Source organism: Flavitalea plasmicola, assembly GCF_030546645.1.
Classification (GTDB): domain Bacteria; phylum Bacteroidota; class Bacteroidia; order Chitinophagales; family Chitinophagaceae; genus Puia.
Genome location: NZ_JAUOTO010000006.1, coordinates 222,632 through 241,698, shown reverse-complemented (window position 1 = coordinate 241,698; position 19,067 = coordinate 222,632). Strand labels below are relative to the sequence as shown.

Genomic DNA, 19,067 nt, shown 5'->3' with positions numbered 1-19,067 from the left:
TGTGACATTAAACCTCGCTCCGGCATTCGTCTTCAGCTTATTGCGGGAGTGCGGTGTCTATGAACTTCCAGTTTGTCTTTTCAGTTGCCTTCACCAGGATCGTCCCGTTGGAGGTCAGCTCGATATGCTCCAGCTCATAGAACCCCGACTTGAAGTCCGCAGGCACACTCAGCCCTTCAATTTTGGCCTGCGCAGGAATGCTGGCTCCATCTCCTTCTGCAATGACTTCCAGGATGTGCAGGTCCTTCATTGGGCAAAAATACATCACTACGCTGTCGTGATGCATGTCCAGACGGACGGGAGACATGCTGGCCCTGACCGTTCCCCCGTGGGATAGTTTTTCTTCTTTCATCCTGGTCTGCAGGACATGTGGTTGAGAAAATGAAGTGACAGTCACCGGCGAAGATTGGGGTTGGATGGATGGCTCATAAGCTTTCCCGCCGCCGAAAAAGCCTTCAAACGCCGCAAATACCTTTTTCATACAAAGTGTTTTGAATTGTGAATGAAAAGAAACCCGAAAGGAGCGGTAGCCAGATCTGCAGTTGAATTAAGACTATCTGAAGTTATCCATTACAATTACGATATATCTCTTTTAAAAGACATACAATTAAGGTGCCCGGCTGCATTAAATGCGCCAGGATTCGATTTTTTTGTTTGTGATAAATTTTGTAAATTCTATGAGTGACGGCGGAATATGCAAAGGGCTTTACACCAGGTTCTTTTTGATGTAAGTAATGCTTTTCGTGATGCTGTCGAAGGGTGATCCCGGGCACTTATCCTGCTCGACAAAGAAATATTTCATCCCCGCATGGCTGGCGTGCGCAAAGATCTTTTTAAAATCGATGGTGCCATTGCCTACTTCCGTAAAAGCATGCTCCGGGGTTGCGTCCATGTCCTTCAGGTGCCAGAGGGGGAACCTGCCGGGGTTCTTTGCGAACAGGGCGATGGGGTCCTGGTTTGCCTTGGTGACCCAGTAGAGGTCCATTTCCATTTTCACGAGGTTCTTATCGGTATTTTCGAGCACTACATCATAGGGGTACTGATCGCCCTGTTTGTCGAACTCGAAGTCATGGTTGTGGTAGCAGAATTGTATCCCGGCTTTTTTGCATCTTTCTCCGGCCTTGTTGAATTCGCCGGCCAGCCATTTATAGTGGTCGAGCCCTTTTCTCTCAGCGGGGGACAGCCAGGCGCAGACCATGTATTTAATGCCCAGGGCGGCGGCATCGTCCACGGCGCGATCCCAATCATTCAGGAGGGTGCCTTTCATCTCTTTTTCCTTTCCCAGGTCCTCTCCCACTCTGTAGTGGCAGCTGCGCATTACCAGTCCGTTGGATTTCAGCAGGTCCTTAAAGCTTTTGGGGTCCATGCCATAGAACTTTTCGGTGCCTGTGTACGTGGCTCCCTCCAGGGAGTTGTACCCTATCTGGGCGACCTTGGCCAGGGTGCCGGCAGGGTCGGAAGCCATGGCGTCACGCACCGTGTAGAGCTGGAGGCCGATGGTCGGCTGGCCGGCTTTTATGAAGGAGGAAAGCGCGGGCGCTGCAAGCACGCCGGCGGAATACAGGGAAGCGGAGCGGAGGAATGATCTTCTTGTGTACATGGGTGGTTTTTTTAAATATGGAAGTCGTCGTTTTTATTATTGGCCCGTGAAATTTGTAACTTTTCACAAATTAAGCCATATGAGATTGCAAAAACTCTTCTTTCTACTCATATTTTCCGGGGTGGGGGTTTTTTGTTTTCCGGGCCTCCGTAGCCTTGCGGGATCCTGGCCCGGGGACGAGCACAAAACGCTGGCCATCGGGGCGCAAGCGCCGGACTTCCGGCTTACGGGGGTAGATGGGAAGACCTATACGCTTTCTTCCTTCCGGGACGCCCGGGTCCTCGTGATCGTCTTTACCTGCAACCACTGCCCTACGGCCCAGGCATATGAGGACCGGATCATCCGCCTGACGGCCGATTACCGGGGCAAGGGGGTGTCCGTAGTGGCGATCATGCCCAATGATCCCCGGTCTGTCCAGCTCAGCGAGCTGGGATATACGGATATGGGCGACAGCTTTGAGGAAATGAAAAGAAGGGCTTCGGAAAAGCATTTCAATTTCCCTTATTTGTATGACGGGGCAACGGAAGCCGTCTCCAAAAAGTACGGACCCGTGGCCACCCCCCATGTTTTTATTTTCGATAAGGAGCGGAAGCTGCGCTACAGCGGCCGGATCGACGACGTGGAAAAGCCTACGAAGACGCCGAATACGATGGACACGCGGAATGCTATTGAAGCATTGCTGAAAGGAATGGAACCTCCTGTTACGACGACCAAGGTGTTTGGCTGCAGCATCAAATGGGCGGAAAAAAGCGACTGGACCATCAAGGCTAAGCAGGAATGGGCGAAAGAGCCGGTGACGCTGGACACGATCGATGTCGCGGGGCTGCAGGCGCTGGTGAAAAACAATACGGATAAGCTCCGGCTGATCAACGTATGGGCGACCTGGTGCGGCCCCTGTGTGACGGAGTTCCCGGACCTGGTCGATATTAACCGGATGTACCGGCGCAGGGATTTCGAGTTCGTCACTGTCAGTGCAGATGAGCCGGGGAAAAAGGATAAGGTGTTGAAATTCCTTCAGGCTCAAATGGCGTCGGGCACCAATTATATCTTCCACATCGACGACAAGTACAAGCTGATCGAGGCGATCGATCCCAAATGGCAGGGTGCGCTACCCTATACCCTGGTAGTGGCGCCGGGCGGAAAGATCGTTTATGCAAAAGAGGGACCCATCGATCCGGCGGTACTGAAGAAAGCTATTGTGGATGATCCGACTATCGGGAGGTATTATTGAGCAGAGATCCTGGCGTACATGTCCCCAGTCGAGTATCCGCCAACGTTATACGAAAGCATGTCGTTCCCGACAAATACATACACCGTCGTGGCATTCATGTCGTTGTCATAAATGATCCTATCCATCATCTTCCCCGTTAGCTTGAATTTTTCTTTGACTATTCTATATGTCCCCTTTTTTTTCAGCATTCCGCCAGTGTACTTCTCATAGGTATTGGCCTGGTACTTATACATATTACCATTACCCGGAGGAAAATTCATGAGAACGACGCCGGCGCCGTTGCTTCGCAATTCCCAGGTGCCGACTATCAACATTTTGGTAGGCCATAAATTTTCGCTGCTTTTTTTGCAGTTTGAAAAAAGGCATAAAACAGAGAGCATTGCCAATATAAGACGGTGCATAAGCAGGGGTTTGCTCATCTGACAATAAAAGGAAGGAAAGCGTTGCAACAGGTGTACATACCATTGCCCCGGAGACTATTTCGTGCTACCGCTGGCCTCTTTCCCGGGATGGGGCTCTTCCTCTTCCTTATCCTCCGTCTCTTCCAACTGATCGCCTTTCTTCGTTTTGCCTGCTTTTACTTTTGGATTTTCCTGTGTGCCCGTCACCTTGACGGGTATGCCAATCAAGCCGAATGGAGGAAGGCCCACCCGGAACTGGAGATTGAGCCGTCCATCGAAAGCGGCCTGTCCTTCCATGCGCAGGCGAAAGGCGGATACTTTCATCCGGGTGCGCGCGATGGTGATAATATTATTATTGATGGTGGACTTAATATCCACTTTCGACAAATCGGGATCTGCCACGTCCTTGTTCGTCTCCTTGCTGACGGCGCTGAAAAGCTTCAGGCCTTTGACCTTTACTTTACTCAGGGACAATACGCCTCCCCCTTTGAGGGAAGGATATACGGGCTGCATGTTCCCGTCCAGCTTGCCGGCCAGTTGATAGTCCAGGGAAATGATGCCTTGCGCTTTGGCGGCAGAGGTTGCCATATCATGAAAGATCTTTACTTCCCTGTACGCCCGCTGTACGTCAAAGTCCTTCGCCTTGATGTGATAGTCGAACAGGGCTCGCTGTGGCGAGAGGCTTTGGTAGGCCGCATTCATTTCCACGGGTGCGCCGATGAGGGTAAAGCGGGTCGTGTCCAGGCGGAGCCTGCTGCTGTCGATGGTCATACCTCCGGAGAAATCGTCCAGGTCTATCCCGTTGTAGCGGATCCGCTTCACCTTTGCGTTGAAACCTACGGAGACACCTCCGGGGATGATGACGACGCCTGTCTGTCCGGCGGGGACGGAGGACGCGCCGGCTGAAGGTTTATACACCGCAAAGCTCACATTGGCAGGCGCGGAGGCGCCGGGAGCGGCGGTGCCGGATCCCGTGTTGGCAAATGCCATGAACTCATCTACCAGCAGGTAATCGCTGGCCAGATCGAAATGACCTTTTACAGGCTGGCCTTTGCTGGTCATATAGCCGAAGATATTCGAGAGCCATCCGTTGAGGGATGCGCGGGTCTTTCCATAGCGGAAGTCGAATTCATCGAACCACATTTTGTCCTGATCAAACCGGAACAAGCCCTTGCCGATCCTGAATGGCATGGGGAAGAGCTCGGAGCTTACCAGCAGGTCTTTTACTTTCAGGGTACCTGAATTATACAACCTGTCGTATCGCCCGGCCTGTGCATCGCTTTGGCGGCCTTTCAGGGACAGATCGGCTTCGATGAAGCCTTTTACATCATAGCCTTTGATGGCAAATACCTGGTAGATCTTCCCCAGGTCCAGCAATCCCCGGGAAGCGATGTTGTAGCGCAGGTCCTGGAAATTCTTCAGGTCGGCCTTCAGCGTAAAGGGCTGGCCTTCGAAGCGGAAGGAGAACGGCGTCACTTCCACCTCCAGGTTTTTCAGCGTGCCGGTGCTGTTCCAGATATGGGCGTTGACCTGGATGCTTTCCAGGGCGCGGGGATAATATTTCGTTTTGAGGATCCCGTTGCTTAACTGAAGATCGGCCACGGTGACGGGGAATATTTTGCGCTCCGGCTGATAATTCCCGTTGGACAGGATATGCACCCGCAGGTCCCCCGCCAGGTCCATGCTGTCGAGCGGCATGACCTGTTTCAGATCGGACAAATGAAACACCGACTCCAGGTTGGCATCGATGGGAAAGTCGCGGGCGTTGCCCATCCTGAAGAAACCTTTGACATAATTACTTAATACATTGGCATTGATATTCTCCAGCTCCAAGCGAATGTTGCGGTAGTCGTTGTTGGCGCAGGAAGCGTCGAGGTTGAAGCTGATATCCTTTATTGCTTCCGGAAAGGACGCATATTTGAAATAGCCCTTACTCAGTGAGCTCTTGACATAAAAATGGGGTATGCCTGTCACGACTGTGTCATAGGTGACCTTACGAAGGCTGACATTACGGACCACGCGGGTGCTGTATTGTCCTTCCGCGGCTGCATGGAGATCATACCGGCCTCCCAGGTCGATGGAGCTGACGCCGATGGCCTTGTTCCATTTCTGCAGGTCCATCCCGGCATCGATACGACCTTTGATCCAAGGCTGGCTCAGGCCTTTCAGCTGTAAGGCGGCACTGAAATAATCTTTATCGATGTTGAAATATACCGTGTCAATGATCGCCGACAGGCTGTCGGGATTCAGGCCGGGCAGGCGCGAGTGGAAGCTGAGCAAGAGGTTCTTCAGCGGAGCGGGCGCCTGCGGACCTGCAAGATACCCGTCCCTGATCTTCATATTCAGGATGAGGTCGGGCATGATCCTGGCGGAGCTGATATACTTACCTGTGAGGGACGCATCCAGATCACCGGAGCCTTTCAGCTGCATCCTGCTGAGCCAGTTCAACACATCAGGCGGCAGGGCCGTAAAGATATCATGCAGCCCCGCATCTTCGGAACGCAGCTTGAAATCCATGTCGTAGCCATCTTTCAGGAATTCGAACCGGCCCGTGAAGTCGACGGGGAGCTGGTTGATCATCAGCTTGTTCTTTTCGAAGAACAGGCCAAAGGAGTTCGTGTTGATCCTGGTGACCAGGTCCGCATCGATCTTTTTATTGACGAAATATGCCTGGCGGTCGTAATACAGGTCCATGGACGCCACTTCCATGTGCGTCGTCAGGTCGAAAATGGCCTGGCTCAGGTCGCCACTCCCCCTGTAATCGATGTCTCTCATGTTGATGAGAATAGGCATGGAGCGGTCGTTGTATACGAGCTTACTATTTTTGATGACGATCTTCCTGATCTTCAGGGATGCATCGGACGAGTCGGCGGCATGTGTGTTATGGTTGCTTTCCTTCGACGCGTATACATTATAGTTGGCCTTTCCCGCCGAATCCACCTGTATATTGATGAATGCATGCGTGAGGAAGATCTTGTCGATCTTCAGGGTGGAGAAAACGCTGGTGAGGTCCACGCCCAGGGCTGCTTCGTCGGCCTCGATCAGGGTCTCTTTTTCAAAAGGCGCCGAGCCATTCAGCTTAAAATCGTAGAGCGTCAGCGTCAGGGCGGGAAAATGTTTAAAGAAGGACAGGCGGGCCGAGGAAAAGCCAAGCTCGCTGTGCACGCTGCTCTTCGCCCACTGGCGGATCTTAGCAGACACGAAGCCGGGAAATATATAAGGTAGCAGGAATAACAACAGGATGATGCTGCCCGTTGCTATGCCCGCGATCTTCAGGGTCTTAAACAGCAGCCGGGGAAAAGGTCGTTTCATAAACAAATAATTATAGCTTACTCTGCAGCTAAGAGGATATATTTAAGTGTAAAAATACTAATATTATAAAGTTTATCTATTTTTAATCGGCCGCAAACCTTCCGGCCATGAAAAGCCTTAATCTATGCCAACTTCTGCCACCTCCGAAAGCAAAAAGACCCGCGCACGGGCGGCCGTTGAAAAAGAAGCGAACCTGGATGCTATCGTGGAGCACTTCGACGGGTTTGTCTGGAGCATCGACCGTGACCTTCAATATATTGTACTCAATACCGCCTTACAGAAAAAGATCAAGGAACTGGCCGGCCTGGATGCCCGGGCGGGGGATAAGATGACCGATCTGTTTGGGATGCTGGACCCTTCCAAGGCCCGATTGTGGGAAAACATTTGTCAGCAGGGATTTGCAGGCGAACGCCAGCGGGTAGTGGAAAAGCTGTCCATCAACGGGGATGCGGTCTTTTATGAAGTATCGATCAACCCTATCCGTAAAGGTAAGGAGGTAGTAGGTCTTTCCTGTTTTGCCCGGGACCTCACCGGGGAGAAGCTGACCGAACAGAAGGCGCAGATGAACGAGATCCGTTTCCGGAGCCTGATCGAGAAAGGAACGGATATCATTGTCGTTATTAATGACAAGGGCAGCATCGCCTACACGAGTCCTTCCATAGAGCGCTATTTTGGGATCACCGACGCGGAGAACCTGGGTAAGAGTGCTTTCGACTATATTCATCCGGAGGATATTCCCCGGCTGGTGGAAACCTTTATGGAGGTATTGAGCAGTCCGGGCAAGCCTATCTTTGTGCAGGCCAGGGCGCAGACGAAGGAGTGCAAGCTCTTCTGGGTGGAAGGGGTTGTCACTAACCTGCTGGGAGTTGAAGGGGTTAATGGCGTCGTTTGTAATTTCAGGGATGTCACGGAGCGAAAGGAAATAGAAAAGAAGATCAGGCAGGCTTCCATCGATGCGCAGGAACGGGAAAGGGAGGAGATCGGCAGGGAGCTGCATGACAACGTGAACCAGATACTGACCACGGCCCGCCTTTACCTGGACTGTATACTGGAGGCTCCTTCCGAGCAGGAATCCATTATCCGGCGCAGCAGCGAGATCATTACCTCGGCTATCGAAGAGATCCGCAAGCTCTCCCGGAGCATGACCCAATCCTTTCACAAAGAGATCGGGTTGAAGCTGTCCATCGAAGACCTGCTGGAAAACATCCGGCAATTACCGGAGGGCATCCATGTCACCTTTGATTATTTCCTGCCAAGCGAACTGGACCTCGACGACAAGCTGAAAACGACCATCTTCCGTATTGTGCAGGAACAATTGAATAATGTGCTCAAACATGCCGCAGCCTCCACCGTCCATATATCCCTCCGGGAGGACGGACCTGCTATCTGGCTGCGTATTCACGACAACGGACAGGGTTTCGACACGCGTAAGAAACGCGAGGGCATCGGGATCAATAATATCATCAGCAGAGCGGAGCTTTTCAACGGACAGGTGGATATCGAATCTTTACCGGGGAAGGGATGCGCTTTATCCGTGAGCTTCCTGCAACACTGACCCGCGGCGATCTGCGCTGCTTCTCAGCAGGGGACTGATGAGGCGGGCCCATTTCTTACCGATGGCCAGGCTCCATTGAAAGGTCCTCAGCGTATCATGCCCTGTAATATCCAACCTTTGAACGAGGAATCGATGCTTTAACGGGAAGGGATTGATGCGATTGCCGATGCGGAATGCCAGGCTGATCCCCTTTTCTTCAAGGATCTCGAAAAGCGTGGATTGGTCGAGCCCCTTACGACGGGGATACGCGCCAAAGGGATAGGCCAGGCAGGGCTGATAGGGAATATCCATTGAGCGTAATGCCACCATACTTAGCTCCAGATCTGCCGCCAGCCTGAATGGGTTGAGCTCCGCATAGCTCCGGTGGTCAAAAGAATGTAGTCCTATTTCCACCAGGTCCGGGTCCATTTTGCGGATGTCGTCGGCTGTCAGGCAGGGGAGGCCCCTGTACTCTCCCTGGTGGATGAAGGCCGGTACAACAAAGAGATTGATGCGGATACGATATTGCTTAGCCAGTGGATAGGCGATCTCCAGGTTATCCCTGAAGCCGTCATCGAAGGTCACCAGCACCGGCTTTACCGGCAGGCTGCCTTTTCCTTCCACCGCTTCGATGAGCTCGCTGAGCAGGATGGTGGTATAGCCGTGTGTGCGCAGATAGCGGAATTGAGCTTCCAGCTGACCTGCGTCGACCGTAAGGTCGTCCCTCCTGCCATCACCGGACACGCTGTGATACATGAGCACCCGCAGGTGTTCTTTCGGGAACAAGCTCTTACTCATATATCGGATGAGGTCGAAAATCATTTGTTAGAATGGGGTAAAGGTGTATTAAGGGTTGGGGGGGAGGCGTGCAGCTCCCTGATCTTTACATATTTGAGAAAGTGATACTGCGCGTTGAAGACTGACCAGTAAAAGCCTTCGAGGCCATTGAGAAAGTTCCGCTCGAGGAAATAATATCGAAGAAAATAATAAGGCAGGGCGGACAAGACGGCCAGGATGGATTTTTTCTTTCCTTTTGCCACTGCTTCACGGGCTGAAAGGGATGAATAGCGGTCGTATTTTTCATTCCATTGCCGGAGGTTTGCATAGCTGTAGTGCAGCATCTTACCTTGTAACCGGCCTGTCTCTCCTTTCAACTCCAGCTTTTCATGGACCAGGGCCATGTTGAAGTCCCCGGCCTGCCTGTTGAAAAGACGGAGGAAATACCGTTGGCTTTCCTTTCCATAACGGAATTCCCGTCCCAGGAATACCAGGTTCATAGGAAGCTGGTATCCTGTGCAGGAGGGGTTTTTCGCCATCGTGTCCTGGATCTCCCTGCAAAGACTTTCAGAGGGCACCTCGTCTGCGTCGATGCATAGGATCCAATCATTTTTGGCCCTGGAGACGGCGAATTTTTTTTGCGCGCCGTATCCGTCAAAGGATCTGAAAAAGATCTTACAGCCGAATTCTCTGCATATCTCAAGCGTATCATCGGTGCTGTAGCTGTCGACAATGACAATTTCGTCACACCAGGATAGCTGAGAGAGGGTCCTGCGGATGTTGCGGCTCTCATTAAAAGTGATGATGACTGCGCTTACTTTTTTAGCGGGTATCGGAATAGAACGGGCAAGGGTCCCCGATAAGACACTCCTGGTATCTTCCGGTGTTTTTTGAAAGGTTAGCATACGGCGTGTTTCAACAGGAAAACGCCCGGGTGGGGAAATACCCCTACGAGGGAGCGCGATTTTTTTTTGAATGGCTCACCGCATGGTGTCGAAATAATAAACCCACTGATGTTTACTGCTGCCTCCAAATATGCCCAGGCCATTTTGAATATTGCCCGGAGGGGAATAGAGCTGGCCGGGAGGCACGGAGCCGATGTCGGATTTGTATTTTTCGTACCAGAACCAATAATTATATAATTCGGCGCTGACGGACTTGAGCTGAAGCAATACGCGTCCCCTCCCCTCCTGATCCCCGGAAATAAAATTTTTGCGATCGATGAGCACGGTGGTGGTATATTTCCTGCTGACGACATGGCCCGGCCAGAAGATCCTGCGGAAGGGGCTGTCCAGGCTGCTGACCTGGGCGTTGTCCACATTGCCGTCATCCGTGAAAACGTTGAGGCGTCTGAAGCTATTGGTCGTGGAAGAGTCGCAGAGCAGACTCACTCCGGGTTTGTTCTTTACCTGCTCATATAGGGACCTTCCTTCCGGCCGCTCGTAACTATACCGTACACCTTGCCAAAAAAAATAATGTGTAACGCGCATCAATTCCTTGAGCGCTTCAAAAACAAAATAATGGGAGACGCCGGGGGTGTCGGTGATGGTGAACTGCAGGCGTAGCATTGGTTGGCCGTTACGGAAGTCCGTAGCGGTGTCGACTGCCGAAATGTGTATGGGTGTCGGTATAGTGGTCTGGGCCGTAACGGTGCCCGATAGCGGGTCCTGCACCTGTAGCGTATAGGTCATATTATGCCGCGGCTTTTGAGGGGCTGTATAGATCGACGCCGGATTGCCTGTATAATCGGGAGAGGTATTGAGCTTTAGTGTCCAGGACCTGCCGTCCTGGCGGGCAATTTTTACATTGGCGGAATTGACCTTTTCAAAGCTGATGATCCCGCCGCTGCCCACCTGGATGCTTTTACTGACGGGTATTTTTATGGAGTCGCCGGCCGTGAGCTCGGCCAGTATTACCAGCTCATTACTTGCCGGCTGGTCCTGATAAGGGTCTTTTTTGCATGCGATTGCGCCGAGCAGGGTCCAAACCAGCAATCCCGGCAGCGCCAGGCGTGTAATAAGGGAATATCGTGCGACATACCGCATCAAAAATCGACCGTCGATGACAAGTAGGGGGTTATGTTAAATAATTGGTTTTTCATGACGATGACAAGGGATTTGCTGTGCAGGGACCCTTCCAATCCATAGCTATACTGGCCAGGTGCTCCGTATACATTGTACACACCGGCCGTCCAGTTGAAACCAAATCGTTTTTTTCGGGGCGGGTGATAGCTGGCTGAAAGATCCAGGCGATGATAGGGCCTGGTACGATAGTCATTGACCCCCGAAAAATGATAAATGAACCGGTAGCTTTTCAACAGATCGTCCGGGTTGGAGATCTGCTGGGCGTTGTCGTAATCCGGGTAGATGCGTTCCGGCAGCGTAAAAACATCGCCCGAAGATATCATCCACAGTAAAGATATGTCTTTACTTTTGTCCGCCTTGTAGGTAACGGCCATGTTGAAGTTGTGGCGCCGATCGTATTTAAATGGGAATTTCCTGCCTTCGTTGATCTGATCGAACTGCCGCCAATTCCAGGACAGGGTGTATGCGATATGCATATTGAGCTTGCGCCCCTTCTTATCTCCCGCGAATTCCAATCCATAGCTCCAGCCCTTTCCCGTCTGGACATTCTGTTCCCAGGTGGAGTCGGTGTTTATAAAAAAGCTCTTCCCTTCCGAGTAGTTGGTCACTTTGTACATTTTCTTCCAGTAGCCGCCGATGGTAAAGGAAAGGTCCTTTTTCCCTTTATAAGCATATCCCAGATCGACGCTCTTCCCATTTTCCGGCCCCAGCGCACCGGTGCTGGGCACCCATGTATCGCTGTTGATGCCCAGGGAGGGGTTTGTCAGCAAATGGAGATATTGGGTCATCCTGCTGTAAGAAGCATAAATCTGTCCCGTGGCACTGAACTTGTAGACGGCATATAGCCTGGGTTGCAGAGAAGTGTACCGATCGTCTTTGAACCTGTATTTTGAAAAATGGATCCCCGGTCGCAGCAGGAAGCGTTTGGTTACATTGACGTCCGCCTCTGAATACAATGTGATCTCCCGAAATGGCAACGGCGTGAACGATTGAAAGCTGGCCGGGTCGATGGCGATGGTGGAGTCGATCCTGCTTTCGAAGGGTTTGATCCGGGTATAAGCAAATTCGGCCCCGGAATTTAGCCGGATCGCATTGGTCATCCGCATTTCGACCTGTGTCCGACCGGAATAATGTGCCAGGGAGGAATACGTATTGAAGGATCGCCGGGAGAGCGGCAGGCCGGAAGAGTCATCATAATTCGTATAGATAAACCCGGCGAGGTTGTAATAGTTACTGTTGGAGATCGTGGTGGTGACAAAAGCGTTGGAAGAAAGCAGATGGGTCCAGCCAAGTGAAGCGACCTGGTTGCCCCACCGCTGTCTATTGTTCAGATTGTTGTTGCTGACCTGGAGGTTGAGATGGTCGATGCCAGTGTAGGCGTTGAATATCAGTTTGTTATTTTTATCGAGCAGATGGGTGCATTTGAATTGGATGTCATAAAAATTGTTGTTGAAATCTTTCTGAAAGAGGTTGATCAGGGAATTGAACATGCTGTGGCGGAAAGACAGCATAACGGCGGTCTTATTCTTTCTTAAGGGGCCTTCGATGGTAAACGATCCTGCCAGGAAGTTGAGATTGGCTTCACCTCCCCATTTCTCCATATTCCCATCCTTTGTATTGACGTCAATAACAGCCGAAAGCCTGCCTCCATACCGGGAGGGAAAGTCGCTTTTGAACAGCTGCATTGATTTCATGGAAGTCTTATTCACGATGGACAGGGCGCCCAGCATATGGGTAGGGTTAAAAACGGGGTTCCCATCCAGCAAAAAAAGGTTGCCGTCCTGCTCGCCGCCCCGGACCAGGAGCCCGTTGGCTGCGTCCGTCACATTCATCACGCCGGGAAAAATATAGAGTGAACGGAGGGCATCGTTCTCGCCCAGAAAGTTATTAAAACCATCGTACTCGCCAGGATGGATCTTATCATTGGCGTTCTTCTTTATCCCATTATCCGCGGAGACGATCACCTCGGGGAAGTCTTCCTTGCGGGCCAGGAAGATATCGGTGCGAAGGCCCCAATGCAGTCCTATCTCCAGCTGCCGGGGCTGGCATCCCGCGTAGCTGATCTCCAGGATGTGACGTCCTTCAGGCAGCAACATGGTGAAATAGCCATGCGTGTTGGTTACGACGGCTTTATGGGTGGATGGTTCATATATGACCGCATCGTGCAGGGGTTCGCGGCTGCCTTGCTCGGCGACAATACCAAAAAGAGAATAAAGGGGTAAAAGCGCGTCATCCGCCAATGGAGTGGCAGCAGGCGCCAGAATGATCTTATCGTTCTTTTCTATGGCTTTTACTTTCTCGCCGGAAAGGACCTGCTGCAGGAGGGCGCCCAGTGTCAGCGCATCCCTGTCCGGGGTGACGATCCTGCCGGCCTGAAAGCTTACCGATGCATATTCGATCTGTATGCCACTGCTGGCATTGATCTCGTCCAGAAAATCCCTGATAGTGCCTTTTTGCAGGTGGGAGCGGAAGGGTCTGTATAGCATGCTGTTCTTTTGGGCCGGCAGCCGGAGAGCAACCAAAAAGAATAAGAGAAGAAAGCAGCAGTATATCAGTGTGCTCCTCATTTCCGGGCAAAGAACAGGGTATCTTTTTCCTGTTTGGTTTGAAGACCTGTCGTCAGCCGTACCTCTTCCAGCACCTGTTCCAGCGGCTGATGGTCAAAGCGGGCCGTGACTTTTATTTCTCCTGCCTCATTGCGGAGGTCCGGAGCAATGGAAACGGATGCTTTGAAGTGATCACTGATGTCCCGCGCTACCTGGTCCAGGGGCGCCTGCCTGAATTCCAGCAGGCCTGTCTTCCACGAAATAAAGTTAGGTGTACCCATTCCGGAAAATGACAATTTATTTTTCGAGATCGTTGCTTTCTGTCCCGGAGAAAGGACCAGCGGATGGGAAAGGTCTTCATTGGCCGTCAGCTTCACCTTTCCCGTAGCTACAACGACCTCTCCCCCCGTGTCGCGGTCTTTCACCAGAAAAGAGGTGCCAATGTCCTCGATGGTGACATGGGTGGTATGTATCCTGAATGGCCGGGTAGCATCCGGAGCGGGTGCAAAAAAGGCTTCACCGCTGAGCTCCACCTGGCGGGCCCTGCTGCCGAATCTATTGGGATATAGTAACTCAGCTCCTTTTCGCAGCCAGACCATCGATCCATCGGGCAGGGTCAACTGCCTGACGTCCCCGGCGGCAAGGACATGCTGTTGCGGGCCATTGCGGCTTGCATTATAATACCACCATCCGGCGCCCATCACCAGCAGAACGGAAGCTGCTGCAAGGGTTTTCGTCCAGCGTCGCCGGAATATTACCGGTGACGTATAGGTGTCCGGACTTGCCTGTTGCCGGGGATCGATCTTCTTCCAGGCGGCTTTCTCATCAAATCTCCGCTGGTTGAACAGGTTTCCGCTGGACTCCCACAGCTTTTTCATTGCTTCCAGCTCGATGGGATGATCCGGGTCAGCGTCCAGCCACTGTTGCAGGGCTGCCTCCTCGTCCGGAGAGGCACTACGGCTAAGGTACTTTGTCATCAGCCGTACATGTTCGTTGTCCTCCATCATGAAAGGTGGTTTATATAAGAACGAAAAATTGGCCTTTTCCCCCACGTACTCATAAAAAAATATTAACCAGGACCCAGGCCAGGTAAACTCCTTTATCCTTTAAGAAAGCCCTTATCATCTTCAATGCCTTACTCAGCTGATTTTCCACTGTTTTGACGGAAATGTCCAGGCTTGCGGCGATCTCTTTGTAGGTCATATTACTGATCCTGCTCAAAAGAAATACTTCCCTGCACCGGGGAGGCAGGCCTTCGATGGCTGTCCGGACGAGCGCCATGTAGTCTGCCGGGCCGTTTTCTTTGTCGGGAATGTAATCGACCCCATCCTCTTCCCATTCCACCCTGCCGCCTTTTTTTTCCCGCCGAAGCTTGGTGATACAATTGTTGCGGACTGCCGTGAAAAGATAGTATCGTATGCCGTCCGTCTCTATAAGATCCGGGCGGTCCTTCCATACGCGCATGAAAACTTCCTGAACGATGTCCTCGCTGTCGCTTTCGTCCTTTAAAAAGCTATCGGCATAATTACAAAGGGGATTATACCAGGTATTGAATATTACCTCAAAGGAATGGTATAGGTGGTCCCTGTTAGTGCTCATACGTTAACGGGCCCAAGTTAGCAGCTTTGGTATAATCCGTTGAAAAAATTTCGCGCCGATGAAAAAAAAACCAGACCTTTGAGCGCAATAATGGCCAGCATATGAAATTTTAACTTTCCCTTCGCATTGTCGGCAGTCTCTGCCGACTCCCTCTACCGGCTGATCTTTTATTTTCCAATTTTTTAAATCGGGTTCAAATGTCTTCTGATCAAACTACTTCGGGCAGTAATAATTCTGTCTATTCCGTTATAAAACAAGCTTTGTCCGGCGAGCACCGCGACTATACCACAGGCAGCATCCGCAGGGCCGTCATTTTTCTATCCATCCCCATGATCCTGGAAATGTGCATGGAATCGGTGTTTGCGGTGGTAGATATATTTTTTGTAGGTCGCATCGGTAAGGAAGCCGTAGCAACGGTGGGCCTGACGGAGTCTGTCCTCACCCTGGTATATTCCATGGCCATGGGGCTCAGCATGGCGGCTACCGCAATGGTGGCGCGGCGTACGGGCGAGAAGAATCCCGAAGGGGCCGCGCATGCGGCTGCCCAGGCCATCAACCTGGCCCTGGGCGTCACCGTGGTGGTCAGTCTGGCAGGCTTCCTTCTCGCTCCGGATATCCTGCGGCTGATGGGCGGTTCCCCGGAAACGGTAGCAAACGGCGCCATATACACCCGGATCATGTTTGGCGGCAGCGTGGTGATCATGCTGCTGTACCTGATCAACGGCATCTTCCGCGGCGCCGGCAACGCTTCCATGGCCATGTGGTCATTATGGCTCGCCAATGGCTTTAATATCCTCCTCTGTCCCCTCCTCATCCATTATTTCGGATTGAAAGGAGCGGCTATTGCTACGACGGTCGGCCGGGGTATTGGCGTCATTTACCAGCTCTATCATCTCTTCAGGGGTAAGGGCATCATCCGGATAAGCGCGAGATCCTTCAAGCCTGATCTGCCTCTTTTGAAGGCAATCGCCAAAGTTGCCTGGACCGGTACTACCCAGTTCCTCATCCAATCCGGCAGCTGGATCGTTTTGGTATGGATCGTAGCTCATGTGGCGATCTCCAAAGACGCAGCTATCGCAGGTTACCAGGTGGCCATCCGGATCTTCATCTTCTTCCTGCTACCGGCCTGGGGCATGAGCAATGCAGCCGCCACGCTGGTGGGCCAGAACCTGGGGGCACAACGTCCCGACAGGGCGGAGCAATCCGTGTGGACTGCGGCCCGCTATAACGGTATCTTCATGTTCATCGTCACCCTGCTGTTCCTCTTTGGCTCGGATGCCATCGTCTCTTTCATGAACAAGGACCCGGAAGTACAAAAAGTGGCTGTGTTGGCCTTGCGTGTCGTCAGCCTGGGATACATCATCTACGGAGTGGGCATGGTGCTGACCAATGCTTTCAACGGGGCAGGAGATACCCGTACTCCCACGCTGATCAATATCTTTTGTTTCTGGGCTTTCCAGATCCCGCTGGCGTATATCCTCGCCATGGCGCTGCACCTGGGCCCCCTGGGCGTCTTCATCGCCATCCCTGTTACGGAGCTGGCCGTGATCATTTCGAGCTACCTGATATTCCGAAAGGGTAACTGGAAAAAGGTAAAAATATGACCTTATAGGACATTTAAATATTCCATTGATAATTAACCCCTTACAGGCCGTAAGGGGTTTTTCTTACTCCTTCGAAAAAGGGAAAGATCGCACAATAAAAACTTTCTCTAAAAGGTTCTTGTACAAGCAGGAATAAGATAATATTTTAGTTTCCCGTCCGTTTAATGTCCGGAAAACGGAGGTCCCTAAAATGTAATCCGTTTTCCGGAAAGATCTAATATCTGTCCTTCGGACAACGAACCTCCGGTTCGTTCTGAGAGACATCAAATTAAAACCTTTAGAACAAAATGCGTCGTATTCTTTTTAACCCGCTGTGCTGGCTTGTGGCGCTCGCTTTTTTGGCGCCGGTGAATGTGCTGAAAGCAGGTGAGGGAGATGGTCCCCGGGGGCACAAACATACTATTGGGATCAAGGCTACCAGCGCCAAAGCAACTGCCAAGGCGGCGGCTTTTGCGGAAGAGGTTGCCGCGCTTTATGAGCAGATCAACCTGAAGGAGACAGGTCTGACGAAGAAGGCTTTCGAATATGCCCTGAAGGGGTATTATTATATGCTGGAACATCATTGGCTGAGCAAAACAAACATCCTGTCTATCTGTGACCTCAGCCAGTCTTCCCGGAACAAGCGTCTCTATGTGCTGGACCTGGAGCAGAAGACGGTGCTGGTGAATACCTATGTGGCGCATGGTCGGAATTCGGGTATGGAATATGCGCGGAGCTTCTCCAACAACCCGTCGTCGCACAAGACGAGCCTGGGTTTTTACGTGACGCAGGACACCTATTTTGGATCCAACGGTTTGTCGTTGAAGATACGGGGCATGGAGAATGGGTTTAATGACAGGGCGACGGGACGGAATATCGTGGTGCATGGATCGGAATATGTGGGGCCGGATTATCTGCAGATGAATGGCGTCAGTGGCAGGAGCTACGGGTGCCCGGCGATCCCTGCTGATGAGTCGCAGGAGATCATCGACTTAATTAAAGAAGGTTCTTGTCTTTTTATTTATCATCCGACTAAAAGATATATTACGCGATCGAAGATACTTAACGGCTAGCTTCTAGCATGGACGCAAACTTCAGATGGTTTGAAGGTGAAAAAGCTCAATATAGGTTCGTACCCTATGATTGGGCTTTTCTTTTTTCTTGTGGTTTGATTAGGTGCTTTGAGATTTTTCTTCTGTGTTATTTGCCGCAGCTATGTACCTTCCGTCGCTGTACATTGGGTACCACTGAACATTTTTTCATAGTTGCGCGGATCTTCTATTGGGCATTTGTGGCTGAATGCGCTGACCCAATGTAAGGCTCCTCCAGGTCATAGCTGACGGCCTGGTCGCGGAGAGGGCCAGCCGTAGTGGATGGGTTAAGCAGAAGAGTCAGTGGCTGTGGGGAGAGTTAACAGGTGAGATGAGTTCGACTGTATGAAGTTGGCGATTTGCCGATCAGTGGCATTGAGGTCGACCCTGCCGTGAAGTCCGCCTTACCTTTCCTACGGTGGAGATTTAGGAAAATGTTGATTATAGTTATCGTTGAAAAAAGTACTCCGTTTTATCGGAGATGGAAAGTACAGCGGCGGAACGGTTAGGGTCGCCGATAATAGCGGAGAAAGAAAATCCCGAAACACCTAGAAAAATCCAAAAAGTCGAATAGCCACGCGCCAGTACAAGTGAGTGACACAACGGCTGCTGAACCCTGCTGGACCGCCGGCACCATTCAAAATTGCCAGGCGATGAATTGGGCGAGCATCCCTACGGCAAGGCCGGAATACATTTCAAACGGGGTGTGATCCCCCGTGAGTAAGCGCGAAGTGGTTACCAGCCCGGCGGCTAATACGGAGATGGAAAGATACAGACCGGAAGCGTAGCTATCCGTAAACGAGAACAGAATGAAGAACATCACGGCGCCTCCCAGGGCGATGCCGTGCATGCTGATCTTAAAATAAATATTGGCGATCCATCCTCCGCACAGGGCCAGGAAAGCTCCCAGCAGAAAATGAATGGAGATGGGGGGGCTGTCCGAAAGATTCTTGTACACGTTCCAGGTCCACCAATAGAAGATCATGGCAATGATATAGGGTATGATCCGCTCTTTCTCGGTGCGGAGGTGCATGGATTTAATGAAACCCAGTCTCCACAGGAGGAATACGGCAAAAGCGGGGAAGAGTGCGTCGCAGAGGACGACGTTGAGAAAGCGAAAGAACTTTATCCTGGGGTCGAACCCGGTGAAGGCATAGGGATGAAAAAAGATGAGAAAGGCCATTACATAGCTGGTGATAAATAATGGATGGAAGATATAGGCGATCAGGCGGGCGAAAAAGCGCAGGATCGGATGGGGTTTGCCCGGATGCGGATGGCTTACTGTAAGTGCAGGATTTGCGTTGCTCAT

15 protein-coding genes are annotated in these 19,067 nt (G+C 51.7%); 4 read left to right on the top strand and 11 right to left on the bottom strand.

The features are described 5' to 3' along the window. Nucleotides 1-37: 37 nt before the first annotated feature. Together Q4E93_RS22730 and Q4E93_RS22725 are read right to left on the bottom strand one after the other, a co-directional pair. A complete protein-coding gene (locus Q4E93_RS22730) occupies nucleotides 38-481 on the bottom strand; it encodes a hypothetical protein (RefSeq protein WP_303589216.1) in 444 nt (147 codons plus the stop codon). Between the two features lie 225 nt (nucleotides 482-706). Continuing rightward, a complete protein-coding gene (locus Q4E93_RS22725) occupies nucleotides 707-1,600 on the bottom strand; it encodes a sugar phosphate isomerase/epimerase family protein (protein WP_303589214.1) in 894 nt (297 codons plus the stop codon). A 79-nt stretch (nucleotides 1,601-1,679) separates the two neighbouring features. Here Q4E93_RS22725 and Q4E93_RS22720 point away from each other — a divergent pair, with 79 nt between their 5' ends. Further along, nucleotides 1,680-2,831 (top strand): redoxin family protein, encoded by a 1,152-nt coding sequence (locus Q4E93_RS22720; RefSeq protein WP_303589212.1) that lies wholly within the window; start codon nucleotides 1,680-1,682, stop codon nucleotides 2,829-2,831. Here Q4E93_RS22720 and Q4E93_RS22715 read toward each other — a convergent pair. Next, nucleotides 2,825-3,145, bottom strand: a complete 321-nt coding sequence (locus Q4E93_RS22715) for a hypothetical protein (protein ID WP_303589210.1) — start codon at nucleotides 3,143-3,145, stop codon at nucleotides 2,825-2,827. The genes Q4E93_RS22720 and Q4E93_RS22715 overlap by 7 nt on opposite strands. A 162-nt stretch (nucleotides 3,146-3,307) precedes the next feature. After that, on the bottom strand, nucleotides 3,308-6,544 hold the full coding sequence (locus Q4E93_RS22710; protein ID WP_303589208.1) for an AsmA family protein: 3,237 nt from the start codon (nucleotides 6,542-6,544) through the stop codon (nucleotides 3,308-3,310). A gap of 124 nt (nucleotides 6,545-6,668) precedes the next feature. Here Q4E93_RS22710 and Q4E93_RS22705 point away from each other — a divergent pair, with 124 nt between their 5' ends. After that, a complete protein-coding gene (locus Q4E93_RS22705) occupies nucleotides 6,669-8,099 on the top strand; it encodes a PAS domain-containing sensor histidine kinase (RefSeq protein ID WP_303589206.1) in 1,431 nt (476 codons plus the stop codon). On the opposite strand, the gene Q4E93_RS22700 is transcribed toward Q4E93_RS22705, so the two are convergent. The 6 genes from Q4E93_RS22700 to Q4E93_RS22675 form a co-directional block, all read right to left on the bottom strand. Next, a complete protein-coding gene (locus Q4E93_RS22700) occupies nucleotides 8,073-8,876 on the bottom strand; it encodes a polysaccharide deacetylase family protein (protein ID WP_303589205.1) in 804 nt (267 codons plus the stop codon). The two genes, Q4E93_RS22705 and Q4E93_RS22700, sit on opposite strands and share 27 nt — an antisense overlap. A gap of 20 nt (nucleotides 8,877-8,896) precedes the next feature. After that, nucleotides 8,897-9,760, bottom strand: a complete 864-nt coding sequence (locus Q4E93_RS22695) for a glycosyltransferase family 2 protein (RefSeq protein WP_303589204.1) — start codon at nucleotides 9,758-9,760, stop codon at nucleotides 8,897-8,899. A 75-nt stretch (nucleotides 9,761-9,835) separates the two neighbouring features. Then, on the bottom strand, nucleotides 9,836-10,900 hold the full coding sequence (locus Q4E93_RS22690; protein WP_303589203.1) for a DUF4249 domain-containing protein: 1,065 nt from the start codon (nucleotides 10,898-10,900) through the stop codon (nucleotides 9,836-9,838). Further along, entirely contained in the window at nucleotides 10,900-13,425 is a 2,526-nt protein-coding gene (locus tag Q4E93_RS22685) for a TonB-dependent receptor (protein ID WP_303589201.1), read from the bottom strand. Before Q4E93_RS22685 ends, Q4E93_RS22690 begins: the two co-directional genes overlap by 1 nt. 77 nt (nucleotides 13,426-13,502) lie before the next feature. Next, the gene (locus tag Q4E93_RS22680; RefSeq protein WP_303589199.1) at nucleotides 13,503-14,492 is read right to left on the bottom strand and encodes a FecR domain-containing protein; all 990 of its coding nucleotides are present in this window, start codon (nucleotides 14,490-14,492) and stop codon (nucleotides 13,503-13,505) included. Nucleotides 14,493-14,541: 49 nt separating this feature from the next. Next, nucleotides 14,542-15,084 (bottom strand): RNA polymerase sigma-70 factor, encoded by a 543-nt coding sequence (locus tag Q4E93_RS22675; RefSeq protein WP_303589197.1) that lies wholly within the window; start codon nucleotides 15,082-15,084, stop codon nucleotides 14,542-14,544. A gap of 197 nt (nucleotides 15,085-15,281) precedes the next feature. Here Q4E93_RS22675 and Q4E93_RS22670 point away from each other — a divergent pair, with 197 nt between their 5' ends. Together Q4E93_RS22670 and Q4E93_RS22665 are read left to right on the top strand one after the other, a co-directional pair. Beyond that, nucleotides 15,282-16,688, top strand: a complete 1,407-nt coding sequence (locus tag Q4E93_RS22670) for an MATE family efflux transporter (protein ID WP_303589195.1) — start codon at nucleotides 15,282-15,284, stop codon at nucleotides 16,686-16,688. 287 nt (nucleotides 16,689-16,975) lie between these two features. Continuing rightward, nucleotides 16,976-17,740, top strand: a complete 765-nt coding sequence (locus Q4E93_RS22665; protein WP_303589193.1) for a murein L,D-transpeptidase catalytic domain family protein — start codon at nucleotides 16,976-16,978, stop codon at nucleotides 17,738-17,740. 655 nt (nucleotides 17,741-18,395) lie between these two features. On the opposite strand, the gene Q4E93_RS22660 is transcribed toward Q4E93_RS22665, so the two are convergent. Next, complete coding sequence (locus Q4E93_RS22660; protein WP_303589191.1) at nucleotides 18,396-19,067, bottom strand: hypothetical protein; 672 nt, start codon at nucleotides 19,065-19,067, stop codon at nucleotides 18,396-18,398.